The organism is Paenibacillus sp. J22FR5 (genome assembly GCF_059691975.1).
In genome coordinates this window covers 1-24551 of the sequence record NZ_JCAUAN010000027.1, presented here as the reverse complement: position 1 = coordinate 24551, position 24551 = coordinate 1, and the positions used below count along the sequence as shown (strand labels likewise).

Below are 24551 nucleotides of genomic sequence, written 5' to 3'. Positions count from 1 at the left end.
ACACCTCGATTCTAGTCTTCACTATGATCCGGAATAGGCGGCAATTCGGGAATCGTAATGCTGACGGTTGTACCTTCTTCCAGCTCACTTTCGAAATGCAAGCCATACAATTCTCCAAAATACAGCTGAATGCGATGATTCACATTATGCAAACCGAAGCCTTTGCCTGATTGCGGCTGATGGGTCTTCAGCTTCAAAGCCTTCAGCTGCTCCTCGCTCATCCCAACACCGTTATCTATCACCTTCAGCTCGATAACACCGTCCCGCTTCCGCCCCGTTATGCGGATATGCCCGCTTTCTGGCAAATGCTTCATGCCATGATAAATCGCATTTTCGACCAGCGGCTGCAGGACGATTTTCAAAATACGATCCTCCAATAGATCCGCTTCCACCTCGATGTCGTACGTAAATTTATTGCGATAACGGATGTTTTGGATCGTTAAATAGTTTTCGATATGAGCCAATTCCACGGAGATGGGAATGAGCTCCTCCCCTTTGCTAATACTCGAACGCAGCAGTTTGGACAAGGCAGAGGTCATCGTCACGACATCGTCGACTTTCCCCATCTCGGCCATCCAGATAATTGAATCCAACGTGTTATATAAAAAATGAGGCTGAATTTGCGCCTGCAGCGCTTTGAGTTCACTAATCCGTTTGACCTCCTGATCCAGCACCGTCTGGTTCATGAGCTCTTTGATTTTGCTAATCATCAGATTAAACGTCCGTGACAGCTTACTAATCTCGTTCGCACCTTCCACATCGACACGGATATCGAAGTTCCCCTTCTCCACCTGCTTCATATGCACTTCCAGCTGCTTGATCGGTTTGGTCAACGTAATCGACAGCCAAATTGAAATGGCCAGCGCAATGATAAGCGCAATACCTCCCCACATGGCGGAGGTCAGCTGCATGTCTTTTTTGTTCCCGCTGAGGTCACCAGCGTAAGTCACGCCAATAATTTTCCACCCAAAATTCGTGGTACGCACGGTGTAGATCTTATTTTCATCCGTCGCCACCGTCTCGAAAGTGCTGTCTTTGGCTTGCATCAATGCGCGGATATCCTCGGATTTCAAGCCGGAATACAGCAGCTGCTGCTGTGGATGATAAATGAGATCGCCACTTTGATCGAGTATGAACACGTACCCACGCTGCCCCAACTGAATTTGATTGCATAAATCATTAATGAGGTTAAAGTTCAGGTCCACGAGCAGCACACCGCTTGCCGCGCCAGGTTGTGGGTTCGGCATCTGTTTCGATATGGAAACGACCCATTTATATTCATCTTTATACAGGTGCTGCACATGCGAGGAGGAAATCACGATATCCCCCTTGCTCCTGCTCGCTTTCGTGTACCATTCTTGGGAAATAAGCTCGGCATACGGTTTGAATTGGGGCGATACCCGATCCGATACAACAGCGCCATTCGAGCCAATGAACACAATGGAAGCGATATCATTTCGCGATGCAACAATTGTGCTGAAATAGCTGCTGATCTGGTGCTCCAACTGCTGCGCTTCGGCTTCCTGCGGATTTTTCAAAGAGAGATATTGCTTCAGATCTGTGTTACTCAATGAAAGGGTAGAAATACTCTCCATATTGCCGATATAGGTTTGGATATTCTTATTCACTTGCTCGATCAACTGATTCGTATAGGTCAGCGAGGCATCCGTTACAGCAACCGTCGAGAGTCGATATGCGCTGTAGCTGAGAATGACTGTTGTACATAAAATTAGACAGGAAAAAGCTAGCGCGAACTTTGTATGAATGCTTTTGAATTGGAAGGCATGGAGTAGACTTCTCATAGGCTCAGCCCAGCCTTGTTGGCGGCTCTGAACTCCTTCGGCGTCATCCCTGTATGTCTTTTGAAAATAACACTAAAATATTGCGGATCACCGTAACCTACCTTGGCAGCGAGCTCATATGTTTTGAGCTGTGTGGTAGCTAGCATCTCTTTGGCTTTATCCAAGCGGTAACGGGTCACATACTCAATGAAGGTCTCTCCCGTATGCGGCTTGAATAAAGCGCTGAAGTAACTCATGCTCATATAAATATGATTGCACACCTGTTGCAGCGAAAGCTGCTCATCGGCATAATGTTCGTGGATATAGGCAACAGCCGACTCCAGCTGCGCTTGCGACACATGTGTACGTTTCTCTGCCAGCCGATCTACGAAGGCTAAACAAATTGTCTCTAGCCAATGCCGTACATCATCTAATGTTTTGCGTGTGTAGAGTTCCATGAACGAATGGTCGCCCAGCACGTCTCCTTCATCCAGCCCCGTCTCCACCCCAACATTCATCAGGGCGACGAGCAATTTGCTCAGCTTGCCATAGCAGGTCTCCATCGGACACGCCGATTTCTTCAAATCGTCAATCCAATCGTGCAGGGTTTGGGAAATGACGGCCTTGTCCCCTGTTTTGATCGCTGAGATCAGTCTCTTCTCCATCCGTACATAGCTGCTATTGTCCAAGCTGCTTCCAAACTCCATATCCCCGATAGCGATGATGCGGTTATTGCCAAGCAGAAAGCGATAATCCAGCGCCGTTACGGCTTCTTGAAAAGCCTTCGGCAGCTCCTGCAGTCCCGCGCACATGCGGCTAATGCCTACCGTGACCGTCATGCCTAAATATTTCTCAATGCTATATCTCGCTTGTTCGGCCAGCGTTTGGCAGATGACTTCCACCTGATCCTGGTCTCCCGAAACGAGTCCGACAAGCTTATCATCCCGGGTTCGAAAGACCGTACCGCCATGTTCCTTCTCCACAATTTCATGCAAAATATTATAAGCCGCAAATCGCAGCAGCTCTTCTTCCGCCACTTGATCGCTGTACAGTTCCCTTTGAAAATCGTCAATATCTAGTGCTAGTACGGTATGCCCGGAACCAGATCCGTTCAAATGCAGACCAAACATCGGCAGCTTCCGCTCGATCTCGTCTTTTCTCATACCCGACGTGACCAAACGCTCCAGAAATCGTTCTCGCAGCAGCGGCATGCTCTCTTGGAACTGGCGGCGGAGGAACGTGATATCCTCCCGTTGCTTACGTTCCTCATCCAGCTCGGAGCATAGCTTCTGCAGGAATTCGGTGAATTCTGCGCTATTGATCGGCTTCAGCAAATAGTCTTTTACCTTCAGCTTGATCGCTTGCTTCGCGTACTCAAAATCCTCGTAACCGGTTACAATGACGACTTTGATGGTGCGATACTTGGCGACAATCCGCTCTGTGAGCTGAAGTCCGTCCATGAACGGCATGTTAATGTCGGTGATGACGACATCCGGCTGCAGCCGTTCAACCGCCTCATATGCGTCTCGGCCATTATCGTAATCGCCTACAAGCTGGAAGCCGCATGCTTCCCAGTTCGTCTTCCTCTTAATGCCTTCTCTGACTTCATCCTCGTCATCAATCATGATGATTGTGTACATGTGCGTTCACCTCTGGCGAAATCGAATTAGGCTCTATTAGGCTCTATGTGTATTGTACAAGCAGGCCCAGAAACTGACAATAGAGGCTGCCCGTGGGGGGCGCAGCCTCTTCAATATCATTCGTATAGGAGTGGTTTAATATCCGCTGCATCAATGTTCGTTTTGTCGTACCAGTGGAAGCCTGTATCGATATTTTTGGCAACAGTTTCGCCTTTAATCGCTTGCACAGCCGCTTTCACGGACCAGTAGCCGATGCCGATTGGATCTTGCGTAATCGCGCCAGCCATTTTGCCGCTGCGGATCGCTTCCATTTGTTGCTTACCGGAATCGTAGCCGATGACAACGATTTTATCTTTCTTAAGCTCTGTCACGGCATTCAGAACACCGATAGCTGAACCTTCGTTAGCGCCGAAGAAGCCTTTGATATTCGGGTGCGCTTGTATGATCGCTTTGGCTAAATCTGTTGATTTGAGCTGATCGCCACCGCCGTATTGCGTGTCAACGATTTTGATATTCGGATATTTTGCTTTGATCTGATTGGTGAAACCATCTCGACGGTCGATCCCTGTGCGGCTCGTTTGGTCATGCACGACGAGGGCGATTTCGCCTTCGTTACCGATGAGTGCAGCCATCTTGTCAGCGGCGAGCGCAGCGGCTGCTTTATTATCGGTGGCAGCTGTTGTCACCGGAATGTCGCTATCTACACCGGAGTCGAAGCCGATGACAGGGATTTTGCTTGCTTTGGCCTTCTCAAGCAGCGGCGTCGCCGCTTTACTGTCAAGGGCAGCGAATGCGATGGCCTGCGGCTTTTTGCCCAGTGCCGCTTGCAGCATCTCAATTTGCTTATCAACCTGTGTTTCCGTCTCAGGACCTTCGAACGTTATTTCGACGTTAAACTCCTTAGCGGCTTTCTCAGCACCTTGTTTCACAGCTTGCCAGAACTGATGTTGGAAGCCCTTGGAGATGACCGGAATATAAATTTTATCTGACTTTACTGCTGTGGTTGATCCCGCTGTTGGTGTAGCTGTTTTCGTCGTGGAACCGCAAGCGCTCAATAAAATGGCTGAAAGTAATACCAAAGATGATGCTACAGCAAATTTCTTAGTCCGTTTATGCACTGTACCTCGCCCCTTGCTTCTCAATTTGGTTGTATAGGACTCCTGATGGAGTGAATACCAAGGTTATTTCTTGCTGCGGCGCATCATATCTGCGTAAACCGCTAACACAATCACAATCCCGACAATGACCGTCTGCCACTCTTGCTTCACGGATAAAATACGAAGTCCATTCGTCAATACACTCATGATCAAGGCACCAATGACGGTTCCAAGGATGGAACCCTTACCCCCGCTGAGGGACGTCCCCCCAATGACCACGGCCGCGATGGCTTCCAGCTCATATCCAGATCCAAGCGCAGGTTGTGCCGAGTTGAGTCGAGAGGCCATCATGATGCCGGCAATCCCACTAAACACACCTGTCAGTGTATAAATGACGATTTTCCAATAGTCGACGTTAACACCGGAAAGCCTCGTGGACTCTTCATTGCTGCCAAGGGCAAAGTTATAACGACCGATAATCGTTTTGGTGAGGATGATACTGGCGATAATCGCCGCCCCGAAGAAGACAAGAATTGCGTTCGGGATCTCAACGCCTGGCAGGATATCGCTGATCAGTGAACCCATCGAAATCTGGGCGAATGCGGGTGTGTCATTAAAATAAATCGGCTTCGTTCCAGATATCACAAGCGATAAGCCCTTCGTCACCATCATCATGGCGAGCGTTGCGATGAAAGGCGGGATTTTCATTTTGGCTACGAGCAATCCACTGATGAGTCCACAGACAGCTCCGGTAAGAATGCCTCCGACAATGCCGAGCGGCATCGGTAGCTGCCACGTGGTAATGATCACACCAGCCATCACGGAGGAGAAGGTCATGACCGTTCCAACGGCCAAGTCAATCCCAGAGGTAATGATGACGAAGGTCGAGCCCAAGGCTAGAACTCCGATAACAGCGGTCGAGAGCATAATGGCAATGAGATTATCGAATTGAAAAAAGTTACTAGACGAGATGGAAAAAATGAGAACGAGCATAATTAAGCTGGCGAATGCCAGCAGCTTCTGTGCAGCCCCGCTTTGTTTAGACAAGGTGGGTACGATTTTCTTCTGTGCAAGCCATATTGACATGGGGCTCCTCCTAACTAATCCGCATTGTGGCGAATTTCATAATAGCTTCCTGTGTAGCTTCTTGTTGTGTGAGTTCACCTGTTATGCGTCCCTCGCACATGACCATGATGCGATGGCTCATACGTAATATTTCTGGCAGCTCCGAGGAGATCATAATGATCGATTTCCCTTGCGCCGCGAGATCATCGAGCAGCTTGTAAATCTCGGTTTTGGCTCCCACATCGATGCCTCTTGTCGGTTCATCGAAAATGAGAATATCGCAGTCTCGCAGCAGCCATTTGCCGATAACGACTTTCTGTTGGTTACCGCCGGACAGGAATTTCACCTGCTGATGGATCGTTGGCGTCTTGATTTGAAGCGCTTCCACATAATGCTGCGCTGTCTGGCCTATAACGCCATCTTGCATCCAACCAAGCTTCCGCGCCTTCTTATAAGAGGCCAGGGCGATGTTCATTTTCACATCCATCTCCACCATGAGCCCGTAGCGCTTGCGATCCTCGGATAAATATCCGATGCCATGCTTCACTGCGTCATGCGGGGCGTTGATCTGAACTTGCCGTCCGTGGATGCGGATGTCGCCTGAGTCGATCGCGTCTGCGCCGAAAATCGCCCGCGCCACCTCCGTGCGCCCCGCTCCCATGAGACCAGCGAAGCCGAGGATTTCTCCTTTGGCCAGATGGAAGGAAACGTCCTTCACCGCTGAGCCGCGGTTTAGTTTGGAAACCTCCAGCACCTTGGTCTGCGAGGTGGTCGTCGTTTGTTGATTTGGGCTGACGTAAAGCTCACGTCCTACCATCATGGCGATGATCTGATCGATGGATGTCGTCTGCGTCTGCACCGTATCGATATAGCGGCCATCACGCATCACCGTGATGCGGTCACTAATGCGCTTCAGTTCCTCCATCCGGTGTGAGATGTAGACAATCCCTACACCTCGGCTGCGGAGCTGCGTGATGATCCGGAACAGCTCTTCGATCTCGGCGTGCGTGAGGGCAGCTGTCGGTTCATCCATGATCAACACCTCAGATTGAAAGGATAGCGCCTTCGCGATCTCCACCATCTGCTGCTTGGCAACCGTCAGGTCCGCTACTTTCGTTCGCGGATCTAACTGTAGGTTCATTTGATCCAAGAGGTGCTGCGCTTGCTCATTCAGCTTGCGATCATCGACGAAAAGCTTGATACTGTGTCTCGGCTCGCGGCCGATGAAAATATTTTGAGCAATCGTCAAATCCGGCATCAGATTCAACTCTTGGTGAATCATCGAGATGCCGAGAAGCTGCGCTGTCCGCGTATTGGAGATGCTCACTTCCTTGCCCTTCACCAGGATGCGTCCCTCATCTTTCTGGTACACACCCGTGGCAATTTTCATCAACGTCGATTTGCCCGCCCCATTCTCACCGACTAGCGCATGAACCTCACCAGCGGCTAACGCCAACCGGCACTGATGCAGAGCGTGCACGCCGGGAAAATGCTTTTCAATCCCTTCCATCCGTAGCAAAACTTCTTCATTCATCATCTATCTCACCTCGTACCCCAGTTCGTCATGTCCCTCGCTTCATGAGTTCATTCTACCTGCCAGAAGCTGAATTGAGAGTCGATAAATCTCTTCAAAAACGTTGAAAATCTTCTGATTTGGGGAGAGGTGCGGAAAAAACTCGTGTCTGCGGATACATTGCTGTAAGGATGAAAATCATCACTACAGATGAGTGAAAGCGCAAACCTTGCTCTATAGTGATGTAAAACACGCTTACAGATACAGGAAAGGTTCGTTTCTTGGTCATGTTAGGTTCGAATAGGTCATCTCTGCACGCGCATATTGGATAAATACAGTGTTTTTAACTAATTTTGTGAAAAAATCGCTTCTAGATTGGATTTATCCAGTTGTGGGACCTCAATCGGCCCAAAAAGGCCCAAAAATCTCGATTTGACTGGATTCCAATCAAATTCAAAACTTGGCTAGTTTTAAGAGCATTCCATTGGATTTATCCAATGGACAAGGGATTGAGGGGACAGGGTTGGGCTTGGGCTTGGGCTTGGGCTTGGGCTGGGGTTGGTGGTACGGATGCAGGTACAAGTGGGGTTGGGCTAGGGTTCGATTGAGCCCGGGAGTAGCCGATAAGCCTTGGCGCCCTCTCCGTGAACTCCCCTTGCCTTACCCTCCCCAACCCCCAACAACACCAAAAAGCCCCTCACAACGAGGGGCTCCGCACATCTTCCAGCTGCTATTCAGCAGCTTGGCCGTTCAATTTCTCTTTGAGCAGGTTCAATTGCTCATCCACTTTGGCTTGCTTCGCTGTGTCGATCGGCGCGTAGCTCCCTACAGAACCTGCGGGTACGTAAGGTTTGCGAGCGATTTCCGCTTCAACTTCGAGTTGGATGATCTTCTCTTCCATCCGTTGGAAGCCACGGGACGCGTTGCCGCTTTCGATCACACCGTTGTAGGACACTTGTGCCATTTGTTTCTTAGCTTTGGCCAATTGAGCGCGGGACACAAGCTCGTTGCGTTTGTTGCGCATTTTGTAGAATTCGTCTTTCATTTCGTGCAATTGCACCGTCAATTCATCGGCATGTGCTTTCGCTGCAGCGTGCAGATCTGTGTACTCCACAATTTTATCTTCATGGTACAGCTTTTCTTCAACAGCCCCACGAGCAATCGCTTCTTGACCGTTTTTGATTGCTGCGGAAGCTTTGGCTTCACGATCAGCTACTAGACGAACGGATTCCTCTAAGCGCTGCTTCATCTTCCGCTCACTTGCGATTTGGCGTGCAACCGTTACTTCTGCTTGGGCAATCTCTTGCTCCATATCGCGCAGATATTGATTCAACATCACGATCGGATCCTCAATTTTATCTAATACCTCGTGAATTGATGCTTTCGTCATATCCTTCATTCTTGTAAATACACCCATGGTTTACACGTCTCCTTTTTTACTATCCAATGTTTGTTTTTCGAAGCGAGCGACTTTGGCTCTTAGTTCATCTACTTCTCTTTGCAATGCTTTCTTCTCAATGTCTTTCATCATCTCATCGATGTTGTTCGTTGGTTGGCTAGCTTCATATGAGGCATACTTGCTAGTCGGCTGTGGAGCCTGGCGGTGGTTATGGGATTTATGATGATTCCATGCTCCCCCTGAATAGTTTTGAGGACCATATGAGCTTGCATAGGGATCAAATGGGGGCTGATCAAACCCAGGTTCCTTCGGAATAACAATCGCCGCTACAAAGTAGATGAAAATGACGGTCCCTCCGGTGAAAAACGTGGTGATCACGACTAGTAAACGTAATAGTGTGACATCTACATTCATGGCTTCTGCTAGTCCCCCGCATAGGCCCGTTAGTTTCTTATCTCTTCGTGAGCGATATAGTTTGTTCATGATCCTGTGTTCCCTCCTGTTTCAGTCTATTGCGAAGTGCTTCCATTTCCGCATCTACGGCTGGGTTGCCCCCGCTGTAGTAGCTTTCGCGGCCCATTCGGCGGACATCGCGAAGTGTTCTGGCATGCAGCTCCATATCGGATACGCGCTCTTCCAATCGACCAAACATCCGCGGTGCCCCATCTTGTGTGACACTGCTGCGAGCGTGCATACGCTGCTGCAAGCGTGCGGACTCCATTCGAGCCAAGTAGTAGCTGCGTTTGTCTGCGACTTCTTTGTAATCGGCTTTCAGCTGCTGCAGCTCCTCATCCAGCTCAAGGATGGACTGCTTCGCTTGCTCATAAAGCTCATGATATTGCACGCTTTTCTCTTCCGCCTGCAGCTTCTCTTGCAGCACGATTCTTGCCATGTGCTCTTCGCCGGCCTTCAAGGCTAGCAGCGCTTGATGCTCGCGCTTCTCTTTCGTTTCAAGTGCCGTTAAATATTGCTGCCGAAGTGATGCTGCGTGACTGATGCATTGCTGATACAGCCTTTCGGACTGCTGCAGCTGCTCACGCCCAGCCGCTAAGTATTGGTCAATCAAGCGTACCGGATCTTCTGACTTCTCTAAATGCTCATTCAAAGTTGCCACGGTTATATCTCTCATCCGCCTAAATAGGCTCATCTTCACTCCACCTTTTTTCACACTCTGTATTCGATTACTGCCGTTATGTTACGCCGTTCTTCCTTTCAACATCGAAACACCATATCCAATCAATCCGATCGCAAGTAAGATAATGATCCAACCTGCTAGCTTACTTACTAGAATGATGATCCCGATTCCCGCAATGATCCATCCTAATTTGTTACCGTTCTTAATGCCCACGTAACCCAGTCCAACCATAATCAGAGGAATTACGTATCCCATCACCGAGCCTACAAAGTGACCCAAGTGAAAGCCTAGCTTATTGAATAAAATCAGTGCGCCGAATGCGATTAGCAGAGCGGCAAACCCAGTATTTCTTTTCATCGTTTCGTCACCGCCTTTCTTTGTTTTGCTGTTGTCTTGTTCATGTCTTTATTCTAGGTAAAATCACAGCTTTCCAAAACGGACCGTGGACGGTATTTGCTCCTAGACCTTAGTCGGGGTGGGTCTACGACCTATGATAGATAGGCTTCTCATTGCTAATTTGGCTGAAATTTTCGAGATTGTGATTTACGTATTATGGTAAAATGAAGAATAGCTTAATAAGGAGGCTTCTCTTATGAATGTTATTGAGGGAACATTTCACGGGGTTGGCGGGGTTGAACTTTTCTATAGAAGAGCTACTCCGTCAGAAGAACCAGCCAAAGGCGCTATTATTGCTGTCCATGGCCATGGAGACCATAGTGGTGGATTAGTTAATTTGTGTGAAGCACTGGTACATGGCGGTTATATTGTTTATTCCGCTGATTCGCGCGGTCATGGAAGAAGCCCAGGTATTCGCGGGTTCATTCGTACATGGGATGAGTACATAGGAGATTTGCATGCGTTTACAGAGCTCGTCAGATCTGAGACTCCTCAGTTGCCTATCTTTATCCTCGGCCACAGTCTTGGTGGCGTGATTAGTGCGGACTACGTACTCAGTCAGGGCTCTGGGATTCACGGCCTCGTTTTGGTTGCCCCTGCTATTTCGTATGAAATGACAACCTTTGAAAAATGGCTCATTAAGCTAATGGGGAAACTGAGACCACAGCTCACCATTCAAAAATCAGGCAGCACCGATGGATTAACACAAGATCCTGACATGATTGCGAAATTGAATTCAGATCCGTTGCGTCATAGTACGGTAACGCCAGGCTTAGGACTTGGGTTAAGTCAAGCCGTTCCGCGAATCATGAATCGAGCACACGCTTTACAACTCCCGCTCCTCCTGCAATATGGCCTAGAAGATAACATGACTCCCCCGGAAAAGCTGCAACAATTTCTACACGTAGTCGGTTCACAAGATAAAAAAAGCCACGTTTATGAGACGATGCGTCATCGTCCATTTGATGACCTAGGGCGAGAGCGTTTCCTAGCTGATTTAGTAGGCTGGTTGGATCAGCATACGCTTACGCCTGAAAAGACTTGATGGTTCCTTTGTGTGAAAGGGCTATGCGGTAAACTACAAGAAAGACCGACGTCAATGACGTCGGTCTTTCTTGCGATTATCGTAGTTTTCACGCATTTTCTTTATCTAGCAGATACACCTTCACATTCTTTTTCACACCAAACTCCTGTGCTTGGCCCAAATCATTCATGAAGACATCAATTCGAGAACCGCGAATCGCTGATCCGATATCTTCCGCTTTCCGAATGCCAATACCCTCGATAAACACCGTTGATCCTAATGGAATGACCGCTGGATCTACCGCGATCGTACGTCCTTCTTTGGCTTTGATGCCGCTATAAGTAATGCCGTATGTGGGGTGAGAGGCTTTTTTCCCTGTTGACTCGAAGCCTGCGGTATACGCAGTTAGCGTTGTGTTGATTACTTTTTTGATAATTTTCGGCTGCCCCTCCGAGGATGAAGCTCCAGTCGCTACGATGGGGATGGTCAGATTTTGTCCGATCGTCAATTGATTCGGATTTGAAATATGATTAGCAGATATAAGGTCATCAACAGCGATATCGAAGCTTCTTGCTATTTTGAAAAGGGTATCTCCGCTGCTTACTTGGTATGCTGTCGTGGCCTTCTCCACTTCAGCGGGAAGCGTATCTTCTGTTGGTTTATCCGTGCTTCCATTCGTAGAAGCCACATAGACAGGTGACATGTCCCCATCTTCATCACTCGTCGGATAGGAATATGCCTTCGTTTGCATGAACCACAATCCAAGCAACAGGGTAAGGGATAAGGTCGAAATACATATTTTACGAAACATCATAGCTATAGTTCCTCCTCGAAAAATTAATAGAGTTATAGCTACTAGACTCGGCATAAAATTGTATTTCTATACATTGCCTATCAAAATAATGGTAGAGAAGTAGGCAAATACGAGAGAATTAAGAGCAGTTTAGCCTGCATATTTCCGTCTCATTCTGTCTAGGATACATAACCTATGGATGGAATCAAAAGCAAATAGAAACTGTCCAACATGGTCTGATCCATGTTATTTTTTCCATTTGAATATTCCTTGACAGGAATATTCCGTTCGAGGTATATTGTGTACATGAATACGATATTCAGTGCTCTTGCCGAGCCACACCGCTTACACATGGTTGAGCTCTTGCGAAACGGTCCCCTGACCGTAGGGGAAATCGTTGAACAGCTTGGCCTCAGCCAACCGCAAGTTTCCAAGCATCTGCGTGTACTTAGCGAGGCAGGACTCGTAGAGGTACAACCGATAGCCAACCGAAGGGTTTACAAGCTGCGGCCGCAGTCCCTTCAAGCTATTGACACTTGGCTGGGTTCCTTCAGGCGCCTGTGGGAAACCCGATTTGATCGGTTGGAGGCTTATCTGGAGTCGATGCAAGCGAAAGACAACAAAGACAAACCAACTGGTAGATAAGTTTATGTACACTATTTTAAACTGATGGAGGAAATAGCTATGACACAAGAAAACACAATAAATCAAATTGGCACGAATACAGAGGGTACCGAATTGGTGATTACACGCATCTTTAACGCCCCGCGTGAGCTTGTTTTCCAAGCATGGACGGCACCTGAACACTTAGCAGCATGGTGGGGACCAACAGGCATGGAGCTGACGGTTGTATCCTTGGATGTTCGCCCAGGCGGTGTCTTCCACTACGCGATGAAATCTCCAGAAGGCTTTGAAATGTGGGGCAAATTCGTTTACCACGAAGTAATTTCACCTGAGAAGCTGGTATTCGTAAACTCCTTCTCGGATGCAGAGGCTAACGTCATTCGCGCACCATTTAGCCCCATCTTCCCAATGGAAATTATGAATAACCTAACGTTTACAGAAGAAGATGGGAAGACGATTCTTACTATGCGTGGTGGTCCTATCAACGCCACAGAAGAAGAATTGAATTTCTTCGCATCGATGAAAGGTTCCATGGAACAAGGCTTCGGCGGAACGTTCAACCAATTGGATGAATACTTGGCGAAAATCACGGCTTAATTCAATGAAAGATAGAAAAAACGAGCCCTCAGAAATTATCTTCTGGGGCTCGTTTTTGTTAACTTATACAGCCGCTCTGCGCAGCAATCCGTACGAGATGATCGAATAAATCACGACTAATGGAATCATCCACCAGAACAACTCTAAATAATGATCAGCAAGCCAATTGCCGAGATCGGTCCATTTCCCAAAATGAGTCATGGCATACGAAGCGACAGTCCCCATCACCAAAGACACGGTAAAGAAGGTATACATCGCAATACTGCCCCAACGACGATATAAGCTCGAAATCGCAAAGCCTAGGAAGTAAAGGTGAATTAAGATACTAAAATGGATACCCAGCATCCCCAAGAACGACACATCGCTAAAAATCCCGATTTTAAAGAGATGCAGGCTCACCCCCCACCCATTCGACGCTTCCTCAATCGCAGATAGCAGACCCAAACCTAGAGAAGAAATGATATTAACAAAGAGAACGGTAAGCGCAGTGCCAATGAAATAGTCTTTCCTCCGAATGCTTAGTCCTATGGCGAATGGGAATGTTTCTTTAAGCGTCAACGTTCCTGCAACAAAGGTGTAGATGTAAATGGATGTAATGGAGCCAGTATTCATGGACTCTTCCGTGTTAAGCGATAGCGCAATCACATAGTTTATCAAAAAATTAACACCAAGAATGACCCATGGAATCGTAAACCATAGCTTTTTATTAATGAGTTGAAGCTTCACCACTTGGTTGACTCGGTTCATACAGATTCAGACCCCTTTCCCGCCACTTGTGTGCGTGTCAGATGAACGATGAGCTGCTGAATGGATACGGGAGCGAATTCGAGTCCTAATTCTTCGGCATATTTCCGTTCTTGTACGCCCAGCTCGCCGATGATTGTTGCAGTGGCAGCAGATCCAATGGCTGTTCGATCCAACACTACTTTACCCCGCGTGAAGGCATCCACAGCTGATTTCAGACCAGAAACGGTACATGCACGGCCGCGAAGCGCATCCGCATCTTCATTTAATAGCAATTTACCATTGTCGATCACAAGCACGTGCTCCAGCAAGCGGCTCACTTCATCGATCAGATGGGTGGAAAGGATGACTGTTCGCGGGTGCTCCGCGTAATCCTCTAGGAGTCGATCGTAGAAAAGTACTCGCGCTACCGCGTCCAAACCGAGATACGGCTCATCGAAAATCGTCAATGGCGCGCGGCTAGCGAGCCCTACAACAATGCCCACCGAGGACAGCATGCCTCTGGATAGCTTTTTAAGTTTTCTTTTGATCGGAAGCCGGAAATCTTCAATTAATGCATAGGCAAACGCATCATCCCAGGTCGGATACAAGGTTTTTGCAACCTCTAGCACATCGATAATTCGAAAGGTATCCGGATATTTCTGACTCTCTTTGATAAAACAAATCTGATTCAGCACGCGACTATTCTCAAATGGCTCCTCGCCAAACACTTTCAACTCACCACTAGTTGCGAACTGCTGTGCGGAGATCATATGCATGATGGTCGTTTTGCCTGCCCCGTTTCTGCCAAGTAAGCCATAAATTTTGTTCGCTTCTATCTTAAAGCTTACATGATTCACGGCTGTCACTTTGCCATAGGACTTCGTAAGTCCCTTCACTTCCACAATGTTCGTCATTAGGCTTTCTCCCCTCTCCGCACCATTTCAGTCAGTTGTTCTACCGTTATGCCCAGCTTCTCAGCTTCTCTCACCATCGTCACGACATATTGCTCATAAAAGAGTTCTTTACGCTTCTCCATCAGCTTAATCCTCGCTCCCTCCGCTACAAACATGCCAATTCCACGCTTCTTGTATAAAATCCCTTGGTCCACCAGCAGATTAACACCCTTCGCCGCTGTTGCCGGATTGATCCCATAAAAAGCTGCAAATTGATTCGTAGAAGGAACCTGCGATTCTTCCGGCATGCGTGATTCGATAATGTCATCTTCAATCTGCTCTGCGATTTGCACAAAAATCGGGCGGCTATCGTCCATCATAAATCCCACAATTATCACCACCGCTTTCGTCACTACATTGGTTAGTTACTAATGTAATTAACCATATAACCAAATAACTTCAATGTCAAGTGAATTACAATAATTGGGCAGTTAAATAATTGCCTTTTTAGAGGGGAATACCAGTAGAGGAAGGACGTTGCGTGTGTAACTAATTAGACTACAGGCATCAAGAGCACTTTATAGGAAGGTAGGTTCACTATGTTTCTATTTCTCATACGGAGTAGTTTAGTGGTTTTGTTGGGGTTGGCGGTGGTTAGCCCTGTTGGGGATCTTGCTTTTGGGAAGGACGGGCAAGAGCAGGGGCTGGAACTAGGGCAAGGAGAAGGAAAAGGGCAAGGACTGGGACTAGAGCAAGGAGAAAAAATAAAGAAAAATCGCACCTCACAGCTTGCTGCTGTAAGTACGGAGTCGCAAACAGCCGCGCCGCTGTTTTCCTTCTCGGTCATGAGCGACCTTCATATCGTCTCGTCGGACTCGGCCTCCCTGCTGCTTCTGCGACAAGCACTAGCGGATCACCATGAGCTGCGCCCCGAAAGTAAGCTGCTTGTCTTGAACGGTGACCTCACGGATGGCAGTGAGGGCGATTATCGCAGCTTGATGGCGCTGCTCAGCCGACAACCCCATGCCCCTGTGCAGGCGACCATGGGCAACCATGACTACTACGGCGTGTGGCGCAAGCCGGATGGCGTGATGGATTACACGAAGATGAATCCATCCTGGTCAAGTAGCAAAGCGGTCGCATTATTCGACCGCGTGTGGGGTTATGACAAGCCGTATCACGAGCTTGTCGTAGAGGGTTACCGCTTCCTCTTCCTTAGCGGGGAAGCGTACCGAGACGTTGACGCATCCATCAATGAGGATGCGTTCCTCTCTCCCGCGCAGCTCAGCTGGCTGCGCGAGCGGCTCACGGCCGCGGGCTCGGCGGATGCCAGCAAGCCCGTGTTTGTGTTCCTCCACCAGCCGCTGCCAGGGACGCTGGATGGCACCGATCTGGAGCTGGGCGTCGTCCAGCACCAGGAACTGCGTGCGCTGCTCGACGCGCACCCGAACGTCATCCTGTTCAGTGGGCACACCCACTGGAACATTGAAACGACCAACCAAGTGAAGCAGCTGAAGTTTCTTGCCGCTTCAAGCGCCTCCATCCGTCAGGTATGGAGCGCCAAAAATGAGCCCGAAACCCAATCGCTCAGCCAAAGTCTGATCGTCGACGTCTACCCAGAGCGCGTCGTCATACTGCGCCGCGAGCATACAGAAAAGCGATGGATCGAGCCATCCATCGCTAAGGGGTATGATGTGAAGTAAGCAACTCCCTCACCTCATAAAAAAGAGGCACAGACCCTAGTTTAGATCGGTGCCTCTTATCTTATCTTGATCAAGAATTGTGATACGGGATTTCTCTTCTATCGCTTCATTTAGCGTTTCTGAACGTGGACCGTGCAATATAATTTAAGGCTTGAATCTCGTCTTCTGATCTAGGGCGATTGCGGGACGGTCTTTATAAGTTTAACCATGGGTATGTTGAAAGTGTGGGGGCCCTTTGCCCTACTTCCCGCCCCTAATGACAAAAAACTGCCCAAACTCAGGCCACAAGCCAGGTTTGGGCAGACACTATTTTATTTAAATTGCTTCAAAAGGCGCTTCGCCGTTCCATTCGGTGTGTTAATAACCTCGTACATATTGACGACCATGCCGGAGTCAATTTGTTCGTTTTTCAAGCCGGAGATGCTGATTTTTTGGCTACCGCTCGTTAATTTGCCAGTACCCGTCAATGCAGCATCTTGGGTCCCAACGATGCGGCCGAAAGAATCGACCAGTTCGAATTGAATTTTGGAGAAATTAGAATCGATAATGACTTGATCCTCGTGTGAAATATCCATATCCAAACGGAGGATATACGAGTAAGTCCCGCCGCTATAACTCCAGCTAACCGTGCTGTCATTGATTTTGAGGGAGAATGGATAGATGGAAATGGTATCTCCTTCATCTTCTTTCTGCAAGGCTACTTTGAACGTCCCGATGGATACGTTACCTTCGGAAACGGATTTATCATCGTACACATTCAGTGCGAAGGAATCATCATCTGTCACTTCTTTGTTCGGCAGCAAGTAGGAATAGCTTACAACGTAGGAGCTGCCTGGTGTGATTTGTGTCGCAGCCGCGCTTTGACGAGAGCCTGTATAGGCGTTGCCTTTACCATCGATGAGCTCGTTCTGCAGTTCAGGCAGCGCGAGTGTGCTCGTGCCGTTGTTCGTGATTTTGTATTTCGCAATCGCGGTTTTGTAGCCAAGATCATCGTTCTCATGCGCATGTAACTCAACAAGCGATACATCGAGATTCGCATTAACGACAGAACTATTGCTGAATACGAGCTTGCTGCCCATCTCATAGTTCACCGCTGTGGTGAAACCGTTTTTCGCTTCGCTTGCACCTTTCAACAGGAACACAGCCACAGGCTGTTGCCCTGTCGTTGTCGTTGCCGTGCTGCTCCCTGTACCAGCGGACGTCCCGCTTCCCGCTGTGCTGCCCGTACTAGCCGCTGCTTTCTGCCACAGCACCAGCTGTGCCGCATTCGGATCAATCCCCGTTGGCAATGTCGCGTTAAAGTAATACGTCGCTGTTTCCTTCGGAGCTAGAAAGCCGCTTCGCGTGCTGTTATCTGTCGACGATACCGATGAGCCTGAGTCGCCGAATTGGTAGGATGCCAACAAGGAAGGAACAGGAGCGACCACGTCGCCATCATTGCTCAATGTAACCACGGTTTGAACATGGACACCATCCGCTTGTATCGCATACGTAGACGAACTAGCCTTCACCGTTACCTTCTCGCCATCCTGCTGGCCAGCATAGCTCTGTTTCACGCCCAAAGCTACCGTACTCAGCGACGAGTTCATATTCAAGGTCCCCAGTGAAACATCCTCACTTTGGTTTAAGTAATAATATTCCAGCGACAGCCCGCTTGTTGGCATGCCTTTAGAAATAAGTGTTTTGAGCGTCAACGTATCGGATTGGTTAGGCAAAATAGACGTATCCGCCCCACTCGCAACCGTCGAGGTGTATTTCAAACCATTTGCATCCACAAGTCTAACGAGCAGTCCTGCAGGTACCTTCACGCTGCTTGAACCTAAGTTCTTAGCAGCAACTTGCGTGTACATGTACCATTTGCCATTCTCCGTAACACGTACGCTCTGACCTAATTGAAAAGCAAGAGAAGCATCGTTCGCGAGTGTGCTGTCTAGCGTGCGCAAGTTAATGATCTCTTCTGGCGCTTCAAGCTGCCCTTCTTGGATCACCGAGGCAATCGGCAGCTCACCTAGATGATTCATGAAATCCGATTTATTGTAATCCCAACGGAATACATCCACTTTGAGATCAGCAGCGGATTCACCAGCCGGCAGGTTTGCATAGAAGCGGAAGCTTTGCTCTTCCCCGCCATTTACGATGCCGCTCTTTTTCTCACTTAAATTGGCCGTGTAGCTGTGTCCAGCACCATCCGTCACGCGTACGCCATACTTGTTAAAATCAAGCGTCTGATTTTCCCCATTATGGAATAATACGGAGAACTGCAGGGAAGAAGACGACAATGCTGCTTTATTAAGCATAAAATAAGAATCCTTCGAGATAAAAACGCCCTCTGATGCGGCATGTGCGGCGGGAGCCGGAGCTGCCCATGAGGCAGCCATCAAGCTTCCTGTCAGCAGTACAGCTAGACTTGTCTGTTTAAGCGGGATCGATGTTAGTTTACGAATCATAGTACAAACCTCCTGTTGCCTAATCGAAACGCAGCGCGTCGATAGGTTTTAATTTCGATGCTTTATTAGCCGGGTATAGGCCGAAAATAACGCCAACGAGTGCTGAGAAAAGAAAAGCATAAAGTCCAATATTGAGAGATAGGCTCGTCTGTTGACTCGGATTAATGTATGGCCATGCGAGTGATAAGCCGACCCCTACAAGTAAACCGATCAAACCGCCCATCCCGCTAATCAAGGTAGCTTCGACTAGGAATTGCAGCAAAATATTTCTTCGCTTCGCCCCAATCGACTTCCGAATCCCGATCTCCCTCGTTCGCTCACTTACGGTCACGAGCATGATATTCATAATCCCGATCCCGCCTACGAGCAGGGAAATTGCTGCAACAGCAACCAATTGATTGGTCAGCGTGCTGGAAGCCGTTTGTCTTGCGCTAATGAGTTCGGATGAGTTCAAAATATTGTAGCCAGTCGTACTTTTAAACTTCTGATATAAGTAAGCTTCCAAGGCTAATTGTGCACGACTGACGAGATCACCAGAAGATGCTTCCACATAGGCGGTCCGAATGTTACCTAGTTTGAAATCCCTGCTCATCGTTGGCAACGGTACGAACACCGAGCTGTCCAACGAGGTTCCGCTCGTATTGGAGCCCTTCGTTTGAAGAACACCGATAATCGTGTACATGTAGCCCTTCACGTTAATTTCTTCGTCGATCGGATCATCCTTACCGAAAAACTTGGTAGCGACATCACTACCGATGACCGCAACGTGATTGCGGAAATCCAGATCCGCCTGAGCGAGGAAACGCCCGCTAGCCATCTTCCCTTTTTGCAAATCCAAATAACGGTCATTCGTTCCAATCACATTGTAGCTTTCGGTTGTACGATCGAATTTAATGGAGCTGTTCTGGGTCATCGTTGGCGCAATCGTGGAGATGCCCGCCGTCCCCTCAAGCGTCATTAACTCATCGTAATTCAACTGCGTGGCGCGTCCGTTCCCCTGCAAATTGACGGTCAGGAGATTCGTCCCTAGCCCTTCATATTGCTTTTCGATGGCTTTGGACGTTCCTTGACCAATCGACACAAGCGTGATGACGGAGGCAACACCAATAATTACGCCCAGCATGGTCAGCACGGTTCGAAGCGGATTGGAACGAATGGTGCTCATCGCCATTTGGAAAAGCTCCCAAATTCTCATGAATGCGCCTCCTCTAGCTTAGGCACTTCAACCGACCATGAATCGTTGCGAGTGTCGCTGACGATTTCACCGTCGCGCAGCGCAACGACACGCTTCGCATTATCGGCAATGTGATGATCATGCGTGATCAGAACGATCGTATTGCCCTGCTGATTTAACTCTTTGATCAACTCGAGCACTTCGATGCCCGTCTTCGAATCCAGCGCACCCGTCGGTTCATCCGCTAGAATCAGCGACGGTGAAATGGCCAACGCTCGCGCAATCGCAACCCGCTGCTGCTGCCCACCCGAAAGCTCACTCGGCTTGTGATGTCCACGCTCACCCATACCCAGCTTCTCCAGCATGCGCTTAGCTTGTTCTCTCCGCTGTTTGGCTGGAATACCTGCATAAATCATCGGGAGCTCGACGTTTTCAGTCGCTGTCAGCCTTGGCAAGAGGTTAAACTGTTGAAAAATAAAACCGATCTTCCGATTGCGCAGCTGAGCAAGTCCGTTGTCTGACATTTTCTCAGTAGCCACGCCGTCCAGTGTATACGTACCTGTCGTAGGGCTGTCGAGCAGCCCAATTGTATTCATTAACGTCGATTTGCCCGATCCACTGGGACCAATAATGGCGACAAAATCGCCTTCTGCAATATGCAAGGTAATGCCGCGCAAAATTTGCAATTCTTCAGCACCACGGGTATAGCTCTTCGTGATCGCATTTAGCTCAATGATATTCATCCCATTAGCTCCTTTCCGAGAGGCTAGCTTAGTTTTGACGCGTTCCGCCGCCGTTAGCATTTCCTCCACCCGTAAAGCCGCCAGCTCCGCCTGTACCACCTGTATTGCCGCCAAATCCTCCAGTACCACCTGGGAATCCTCCAGCTCCACCAGGGAAGCCTTGCTGTTGTTGATTCGTCGTGGTTGTCGCTTTACGCACCGGCATCACAACCTCATCGCCTTCTTTTACCCCGTCAAGCACTTCAATTTGCGTTTTGCTACGGATACCTACCTGCAGTTCACGCTCTTCCGTCGTGCCATCGGCTTTCTTCACCGTAACTGTCGACTTACCTCTTGTTGTGGTCACCACTTGAATCGGAAGAACGAGAATATCCTTCTTATCTTGTATGAGGATTTCAGCCGTGGCCGTCATGGCATATTTCAAATCATTCTGATCTGTATTCGGAATCGCTACAACCGCATCATAGGTCGTAACCCCATTTGTCGTTGTCCCAACATTGGATACGGAGGTCACCTCACCTGTGAAGGTTTTGCGCGCAATCGCATCTACCTTCACGTTAACCTTTTGCCCCACCTTCACACTTGTCAAATCGAGCTCATCCACCGCAATCGCGAGCTGCATCGTGCTTAAGCTTGCAACCGCACCAAGTGTTGTGTTCGCATTGATTTGCGCGCCAACTGGGTAATTCCGTAATACATTGCTTTTACTATTGGCAAAATCCGCCGAGAACACGCCATCAAAAGGTGCTTTGATCGTCAATTGATCCACCTTCTGCTGCGCATCGCTTACGCGAATCTTTTGACTTTCAATCGCGGATTGTTTCGAGATGATATTCTTTTGCGTATCGTCATTAAAAAGAGTGACAATCAGATCGCCTTGTTTAATCGTATCGCCATCTTTGAATTTCAGCGTTTTCACCGTACCGCTAGCTTCGGAGAAAATAGAAGCCGTACGCACATAGGCAAGCGCAGCCTGTTCAGAAGACTCCACCTTGGTATTTCCGCTGCCGATGCTGCCTTTGACCTTCAAACCTGCCGAAAGCGTGCCGTCATTATCGACGAGTACATCGACCAATACCACTTTATTTCCATTCGCGTCCGCGCTAATTTCGTGACCGATCGTATCCACAGCTCCAACCTTCGATAGCAAGTAACCATCCACGCTCAGCTCCACGGGATCACCTTTTTTCAATTGCACAGCTTCTTGCAGTGAAAATGGCAGCTTCACCTTAAACTGCGTTGTATCTGAAATCGTACCGATCTTCGTCGTTTTATTCACTTGACTGCCGACGTCAAAATTAGCATTCAAAGAAATTTTGCCCGACATTGGAGAGGATACGCTCATATTTCCTTGTTCAGCCTGCAGCTCCGCTAGATCACTCTCCAGCTGCCCCAAGCTCACTTGCGCTTCTTTCAGATTCGTTTCGGTTGACGGAACAGAAAGCTCGACGAGCACATCGCCTTTTTTGACCGCTTGATTCTGGGTTAAATTCATTGTTTTGATGATTCCATCCATTGGAATCACAATATTTTGCTTATCCTTAGCGTCCAATTGAGAGGTACCCGATACCGTTGAGGATATGGCTCCCTTAGTCACTTTCATCGTCGTTTGTTGTGTTGCCGCTGCAGCTGGCTTCGCATTATTATGTACATAGTAGTATGTACCCGCCCCACAAAGGATGGCCGCCAAGGCTACTATGAGCCACCTCTTCTTCCTGCCTTCTTTCATCCGTCATAACCCCTCTCCCGGTATCCTAGTCATTCCATGCCTAGGTCGTACAATCTTCACAAGATGTAGTCTACTCGTGGCGACTGAAACCTGTCTGAGTGTGCGCTGAAAATAGGTTGAACGAAAGCTGAGTGTTTGCTGAAAATTTGGACGAGCCACTTTTCATTGAACCTTCCACCTCAAGCACAAAAAGCCGCTCGCATAGCGAGCAGCTCTTCATAACATCCCATTAGTTTGTAGCTGTCGGGGCTGGTGTTGCTGTTGCTGAATCTTTGGCTGCGTTGCGATCCGGACGACCTTGCGCACCTTCAGGACGCAGATGAGCCGTGCCTTTTTCCTCTACGGACTTCTTGATGGAATCGGTCATGCCGTCTTTGATTTTGCTGATCAGATCATCTTCACTGATGCCTTTCGCTGTCGCGATATCCACGATGGATTTGCCAGACTCTAGTTCTGTTCTCAGCTCATCTTGTGTGATCCCCAGAATGGTAGTAAGTACCTCTGGATTGCCGAAATGCCCGCCACCGAAGCCTCCAGGACCGCCTTTACCTCCGCCTGGGAAACCGCCCTTGAAGCCTGTTCCGTCAATTTGCTTCGTTAATTGGTCGCTCAGACCTTTAATGATTTCATCCGCCTTCTCTTGCGTTAGTTTACCTGAAGTAACATCAGCGGTTACGGAAGCTGTCTCTGCTGCGATTAACTTTTGCAAATAATCTTCCTTCGTTAAGCCTTTTTCAACTGCAAAAGCTGCTAATGTTTTATCAGCCTTGAGCGCATCCTGTACAGCACTTTCTTCAACACCTAGAATCGTTGCTGTTTCTTTAATGACATTACCGCCTCGGAAGCCACCACGATCCCCCATTTGACCACGGCCACGATCGCCGAAGCCTTTACCTGCCTTATCTGCTTTAGGGGCTGTTGTGGTTGTGGACGTGCCTGTTGCTGTATCTGCGAATGCTTCATTATGTAGGGCTCCAACTAAGCCAACTCCGATGACAAAAGATGCTACTAGAGAACCTGCTAGAATTTTTTTGCTGATTTTTTTCATAATTGTTATTCCACCTCATCTTTGGATTTGTGTGTTCCTTACAAAACCAAGTATAGACCCCTTACCTGAAACCCATCTGAGTGTAAACTGAAGGTTCGATGAGAGCTATCTGAGCATTGGCTGAAAATGGTAGGGTAACATAGTCTCCGAATTTTACGTACTGGTGTTCTCTTTTTGGTGATACTTATGGTAGAATAAGGATTATTTGACCACTATTCTGATTTGAGGGGACGCTGAATAATGTCTTATCGTAAAGAACGCAATAAACTAATCGCCTACTGGGTAACCACCATCCTAGGACCTGCAAGCTTCGTGATTGGCGGATTCTTCTTCATCACCCATGGTGAGCAGCAGATTGACACCTTGAATGGGCTTGGCTACCCGGAGTATGTCTTAACGATTCTAGGCTTCTGGAAGCTGATGGCGGTCATCGCAATCCTGATCCCACGCTTTCCGCGATTGAAAGAATGGGCATACGCCGGCTTTTTCTTCGAGCTCACGGGAGCTGCGGCTTCGCACATTTTGAACGGCGATAGCCTGGCTGTCGCTGCACAAGCACTGGTGTTTCTAGCACTTGTCATGGCCTCATGGGCACTTCGCCCGAATGGCCGCAAGCTTGTTTCTTAAGCGTGGTATGCAAGAGGAAGTCCCCAAAGTACCAACTTCTACTTTAGGGACTCCCTTTTTATGTGGGGTTAAGAGTGGTTGACCACTCTTAGTTGGATGAATTAGCTACCTTTGGGCCAAATAGAGGTGGTCAACCGCTTCTATCGGTTAGATGTGCGCTAAATTTGCGCTTCCCACTGACAGTTAAGAGTGGTTGACCACTCTTAGTTGGATGAATTAGCTACCTTTGGGCCAAATAGAGGTGGTCAACCGCTTCTATCGGTTAGATGTGCGCTAAATTTGCGCCTCCCACTGACAGTTAAGAGTGGTTGACCACTCTTAGTTGGATGAATTAGCTACCTTTGGGCCAAATAGAGGTGGTCAACCGCTTCTATCGGTTAGATGTGCGCTAAATTTG

General features: G+C 48.4%; 23 protein-coding genes. 5 read left to right on the top strand and 18 right to left on the bottom strand.

The window, feature by feature from the left end; all coding sequences use genetic code 11:
* Positions 1 to 11: 11 nt before the first annotated feature.
* From AC58P7_RS25735 to AC58P7_RS25695, 9 genes are all read right to left on the bottom strand, one after another.
* A complete protein-coding gene (locus AC58P7_RS25735; protein WP_497348055.1) occupies positions 12 to 1802 on the bottom strand; it encodes a cache domain-containing sensor histidine kinase in 1791 nt (596 codons plus the stop codon).
* Positions 1799 to 3421 carry a response regulator gene (locus AC58P7_RS25730; protein WP_497348053.1) on the bottom strand — a complete coding sequence of 541 codons (1623 nt, stop codon included), beginning with the start codon at positions 3419 to 3421 and terminating at the stop codon, positions 1799 to 1801. Before AC58P7_RS25730 ends, AC58P7_RS25735 begins: the two co-directional genes overlap by 4 nt.
* Positions 3422 to 3537: 116 nt before the next feature.
* Positions 3538 to 4539 (bottom strand): ABC transporter substrate-binding protein, encoded by a 1002-nt coding sequence (locus AC58P7_RS25725; protein ID WP_497348051.1) that lies wholly within the window; start codon positions 4537 to 4539, stop codon positions 3538 to 3540.
* 63 nt (positions 4540 to 4602) lie between these two features.
* Positions 4603 to 5604 carry an ABC transporter permease gene (locus AC58P7_RS25720; protein ID WP_497348049.1) on the bottom strand — a complete coding sequence of 334 codons (1002 nt, stop codon included), beginning with the start codon at positions 5602 to 5604 and terminating at the stop codon, positions 4603 to 4605.
* Between the two features lie 10 nt (positions 5605 to 5614).
* On the bottom strand, positions 5615 to 7117 hold the full coding sequence (locus AC58P7_RS25715) for a sugar ABC transporter ATP-binding protein (protein ID WP_497348047.1): 1503 nt from the start codon (positions 7115 to 7117) through the stop codon (positions 5615 to 5617).
* Positions 7118 to 7826: 709 nt separating this feature from the next.
* Positions 7827 to 8513 carry a PspA/IM30 family protein gene (locus tag AC58P7_RS25710; RefSeq protein WP_497348045.1) on the bottom strand — a complete coding sequence of 229 codons (687 nt, stop codon included), beginning with the start codon at positions 8511 to 8513 and terminating at the stop codon, positions 7827 to 7829.
* 3 nt (positions 8514 to 8516) lie between these two features.
* Positions 8517 to 8978 (bottom strand): PspC domain-containing protein, encoded by a 462-nt coding sequence (locus AC58P7_RS25705; protein ID WP_497348043.1) that lies wholly within the window; start codon positions 8976 to 8978, stop codon positions 8517 to 8519.
* Complete coding sequence (locus tag AC58P7_RS25700; RefSeq protein ID WP_497348041.1) at positions 8947 to 9642, bottom strand: PspA/IM30 family protein; 696 nt, start codon at positions 9640 to 9642, stop codon at positions 8947 to 8949. Before AC58P7_RS25700 ends, AC58P7_RS25705 begins: the two co-directional genes overlap by 32 nt.
* 48 nt (positions 9643 to 9690) lie before the next feature.
* Positions 9691 to 9987, bottom strand: a complete 297-nt coding sequence (locus AC58P7_RS25695) for a LiaF transmembrane domain-containing protein (RefSeq protein WP_497348039.1) — start codon at positions 9985 to 9987, stop codon at positions 9691 to 9693.
* 235 nt (positions 9988 to 10222) lie between these two features.
* On the opposite strand from AC58P7_RS25695, the gene AC58P7_RS25690 reads away from it, so the two are divergent.
* Positions 10223 to 11071: an alpha/beta hydrolase gene (locus AC58P7_RS25690; protein WP_497348037.1), complete on the top strand. Its 849-nt coding sequence runs from the start codon at positions 10223 to 10225 to the stop codon at positions 11069 to 11071.
* Between the two features lie 88 nt (positions 11072 to 11159).
* Here AC58P7_RS25690 and AC58P7_RS25685 read toward each other — a convergent pair whose 3' ends face one another.
* Entirely contained in the window at positions 11160 to 11864 is a 705-nt protein-coding gene (locus tag AC58P7_RS25685; RefSeq protein ID WP_497348035.1) for a 3D domain-containing protein, read from the bottom strand.
* A gap of 285 nt (positions 11865 to 12149) precedes the next feature.
* Between AC58P7_RS25685 and AC58P7_RS25680 the strand changes: the two genes are divergently transcribed.
* Together AC58P7_RS25680 and AC58P7_RS25675 are read left to right on the top strand one after the other, a co-directional pair.
* Positions 12150 to 12488, top strand: a complete 339-nt coding sequence (locus AC58P7_RS25680; protein WP_497348033.1) for an ArsR/SmtB family transcription factor — start codon at positions 12150 to 12152, stop codon at positions 12486 to 12488.
* Between the two features lie 39 nt (positions 12489 to 12527).
* Complete coding sequence (locus tag AC58P7_RS25675) at positions 12528 to 13064, top strand: SRPBCC family protein (protein WP_497348031.1); 537 nt, start codon at positions 12528 to 12530, stop codon at positions 13062 to 13064.
* A 63-nt stretch (positions 13065 to 13127) separates the two neighbouring features.
* On the opposite strand, the gene AC58P7_RS25670 is transcribed toward AC58P7_RS25675, so the two are convergent.
* From AC58P7_RS25670 to AC58P7_RS25660, 3 genes are read right to left on the bottom strand one after another with little or no spacing between them, the layout of a single operon-like run.
* Positions 13128 to 13811: a hypothetical protein gene (locus AC58P7_RS25670; RefSeq protein WP_497348029.1), complete on the bottom strand. Its 684-nt coding sequence runs from the start codon at positions 13809 to 13811 to the stop codon at positions 13128 to 13130.
* Positions 13808 to 14704, bottom strand: coding sequence for an ABC transporter ATP-binding protein (locus tag AC58P7_RS25665; protein WP_497348027.1), 897 nt, complete (start codon positions 14702 to 14704; stop codon positions 13808 to 13810). The genes AC58P7_RS25670 and AC58P7_RS25665 overlap by 4 nt, the downstream gene beginning before the upstream one ends.
* Positions 14704 to 15072, bottom strand: coding sequence for a GntR family transcriptional regulator (locus AC58P7_RS25660; protein ID WP_497348026.1), 369 nt, complete (start codon positions 15070 to 15072; stop codon positions 14704 to 14706). Before AC58P7_RS25660 ends, AC58P7_RS25665 begins: the two co-directional genes overlap by 1 nt.
* 210 nt (positions 15073 to 15282) lie before the next feature.
* On the opposite strand from AC58P7_RS25660, the gene AC58P7_RS25655 reads away from it, so the two are divergent.
* Positions 15283 to 16386 carry a metallophosphoesterase family protein gene (locus AC58P7_RS25655; protein WP_497348024.1) on the top strand — a complete coding sequence of 368 codons (1104 nt, stop codon included), beginning with the start codon at positions 15283 to 15285 and terminating at the stop codon, positions 16384 to 16386.
* A gap of 311 nt (positions 16387 to 16697) precedes the next feature.
* Here AC58P7_RS25655 and AC58P7_RS25650 read toward each other — a convergent pair whose 3' ends face one another.
* The 5 genes from AC58P7_RS25650 to AC58P7_RS25630 form a co-directional block, all read right to left on the bottom strand.
* Positions 16698 to 18833: a hypothetical protein gene (locus AC58P7_RS25650; protein WP_497348022.1), complete on the bottom strand. Its 2136-nt coding sequence runs from the start codon at positions 18831 to 18833 to the stop codon at positions 16698 to 16700.
* A 19-nt stretch (positions 18834 to 18852) separates the two neighbouring features.
* Positions 18853 to 20028 carry an ABC transporter permease gene (locus tag AC58P7_RS25645; protein WP_497348020.1) on the bottom strand — a complete coding sequence of 392 codons (1176 nt, stop codon included), beginning with the start codon at positions 20026 to 20028 and terminating at the stop codon, positions 18853 to 18855.
* Positions 20025 to 20750: an ABC transporter ATP-binding protein gene (locus AC58P7_RS25640; RefSeq protein ID WP_497348177.1), complete on the bottom strand. Its 726-nt coding sequence runs from the start codon at positions 20748 to 20750 to the stop codon at positions 20025 to 20027. The genes AC58P7_RS25645 and AC58P7_RS25640 overlap by 4 nt, the downstream gene beginning before the upstream one ends.
* Positions 20751 to 20778: 28 nt before the next feature.
* Positions 20779 to 22479 carry a permuted SH3 domain-containing protein gene (locus AC58P7_RS25635; RefSeq protein WP_497348018.1) on the bottom strand — a complete coding sequence of 567 codons (1701 nt, stop codon included), beginning with the start codon at positions 22477 to 22479 and terminating at the stop codon, positions 20779 to 20781.
* Positions 22480 to 22708: 229 nt separating this feature from the next.
* A complete protein-coding gene (locus AC58P7_RS25630) occupies positions 22709 to 23527 on the bottom strand; it encodes a hypothetical protein (protein ID WP_497348016.1) in 819 nt (272 codons plus the stop codon).
* Between the two features lie 240 nt (positions 23528 to 23767).
* Here AC58P7_RS25630 and AC58P7_RS25625 point away from each other — a divergent pair, with 240 nt between their 5' ends.
* The gene (locus AC58P7_RS25625) at positions 23768 to 24154 is read left to right on the top strand and encodes a DoxX family protein (protein WP_497348014.1); all 387 of its coding nucleotides are present in this window, start codon (positions 23768 to 23770) and stop codon (positions 24152 to 24154) included.
* Positions 24155 to 24551 lie beyond the last annotated feature (397 nt).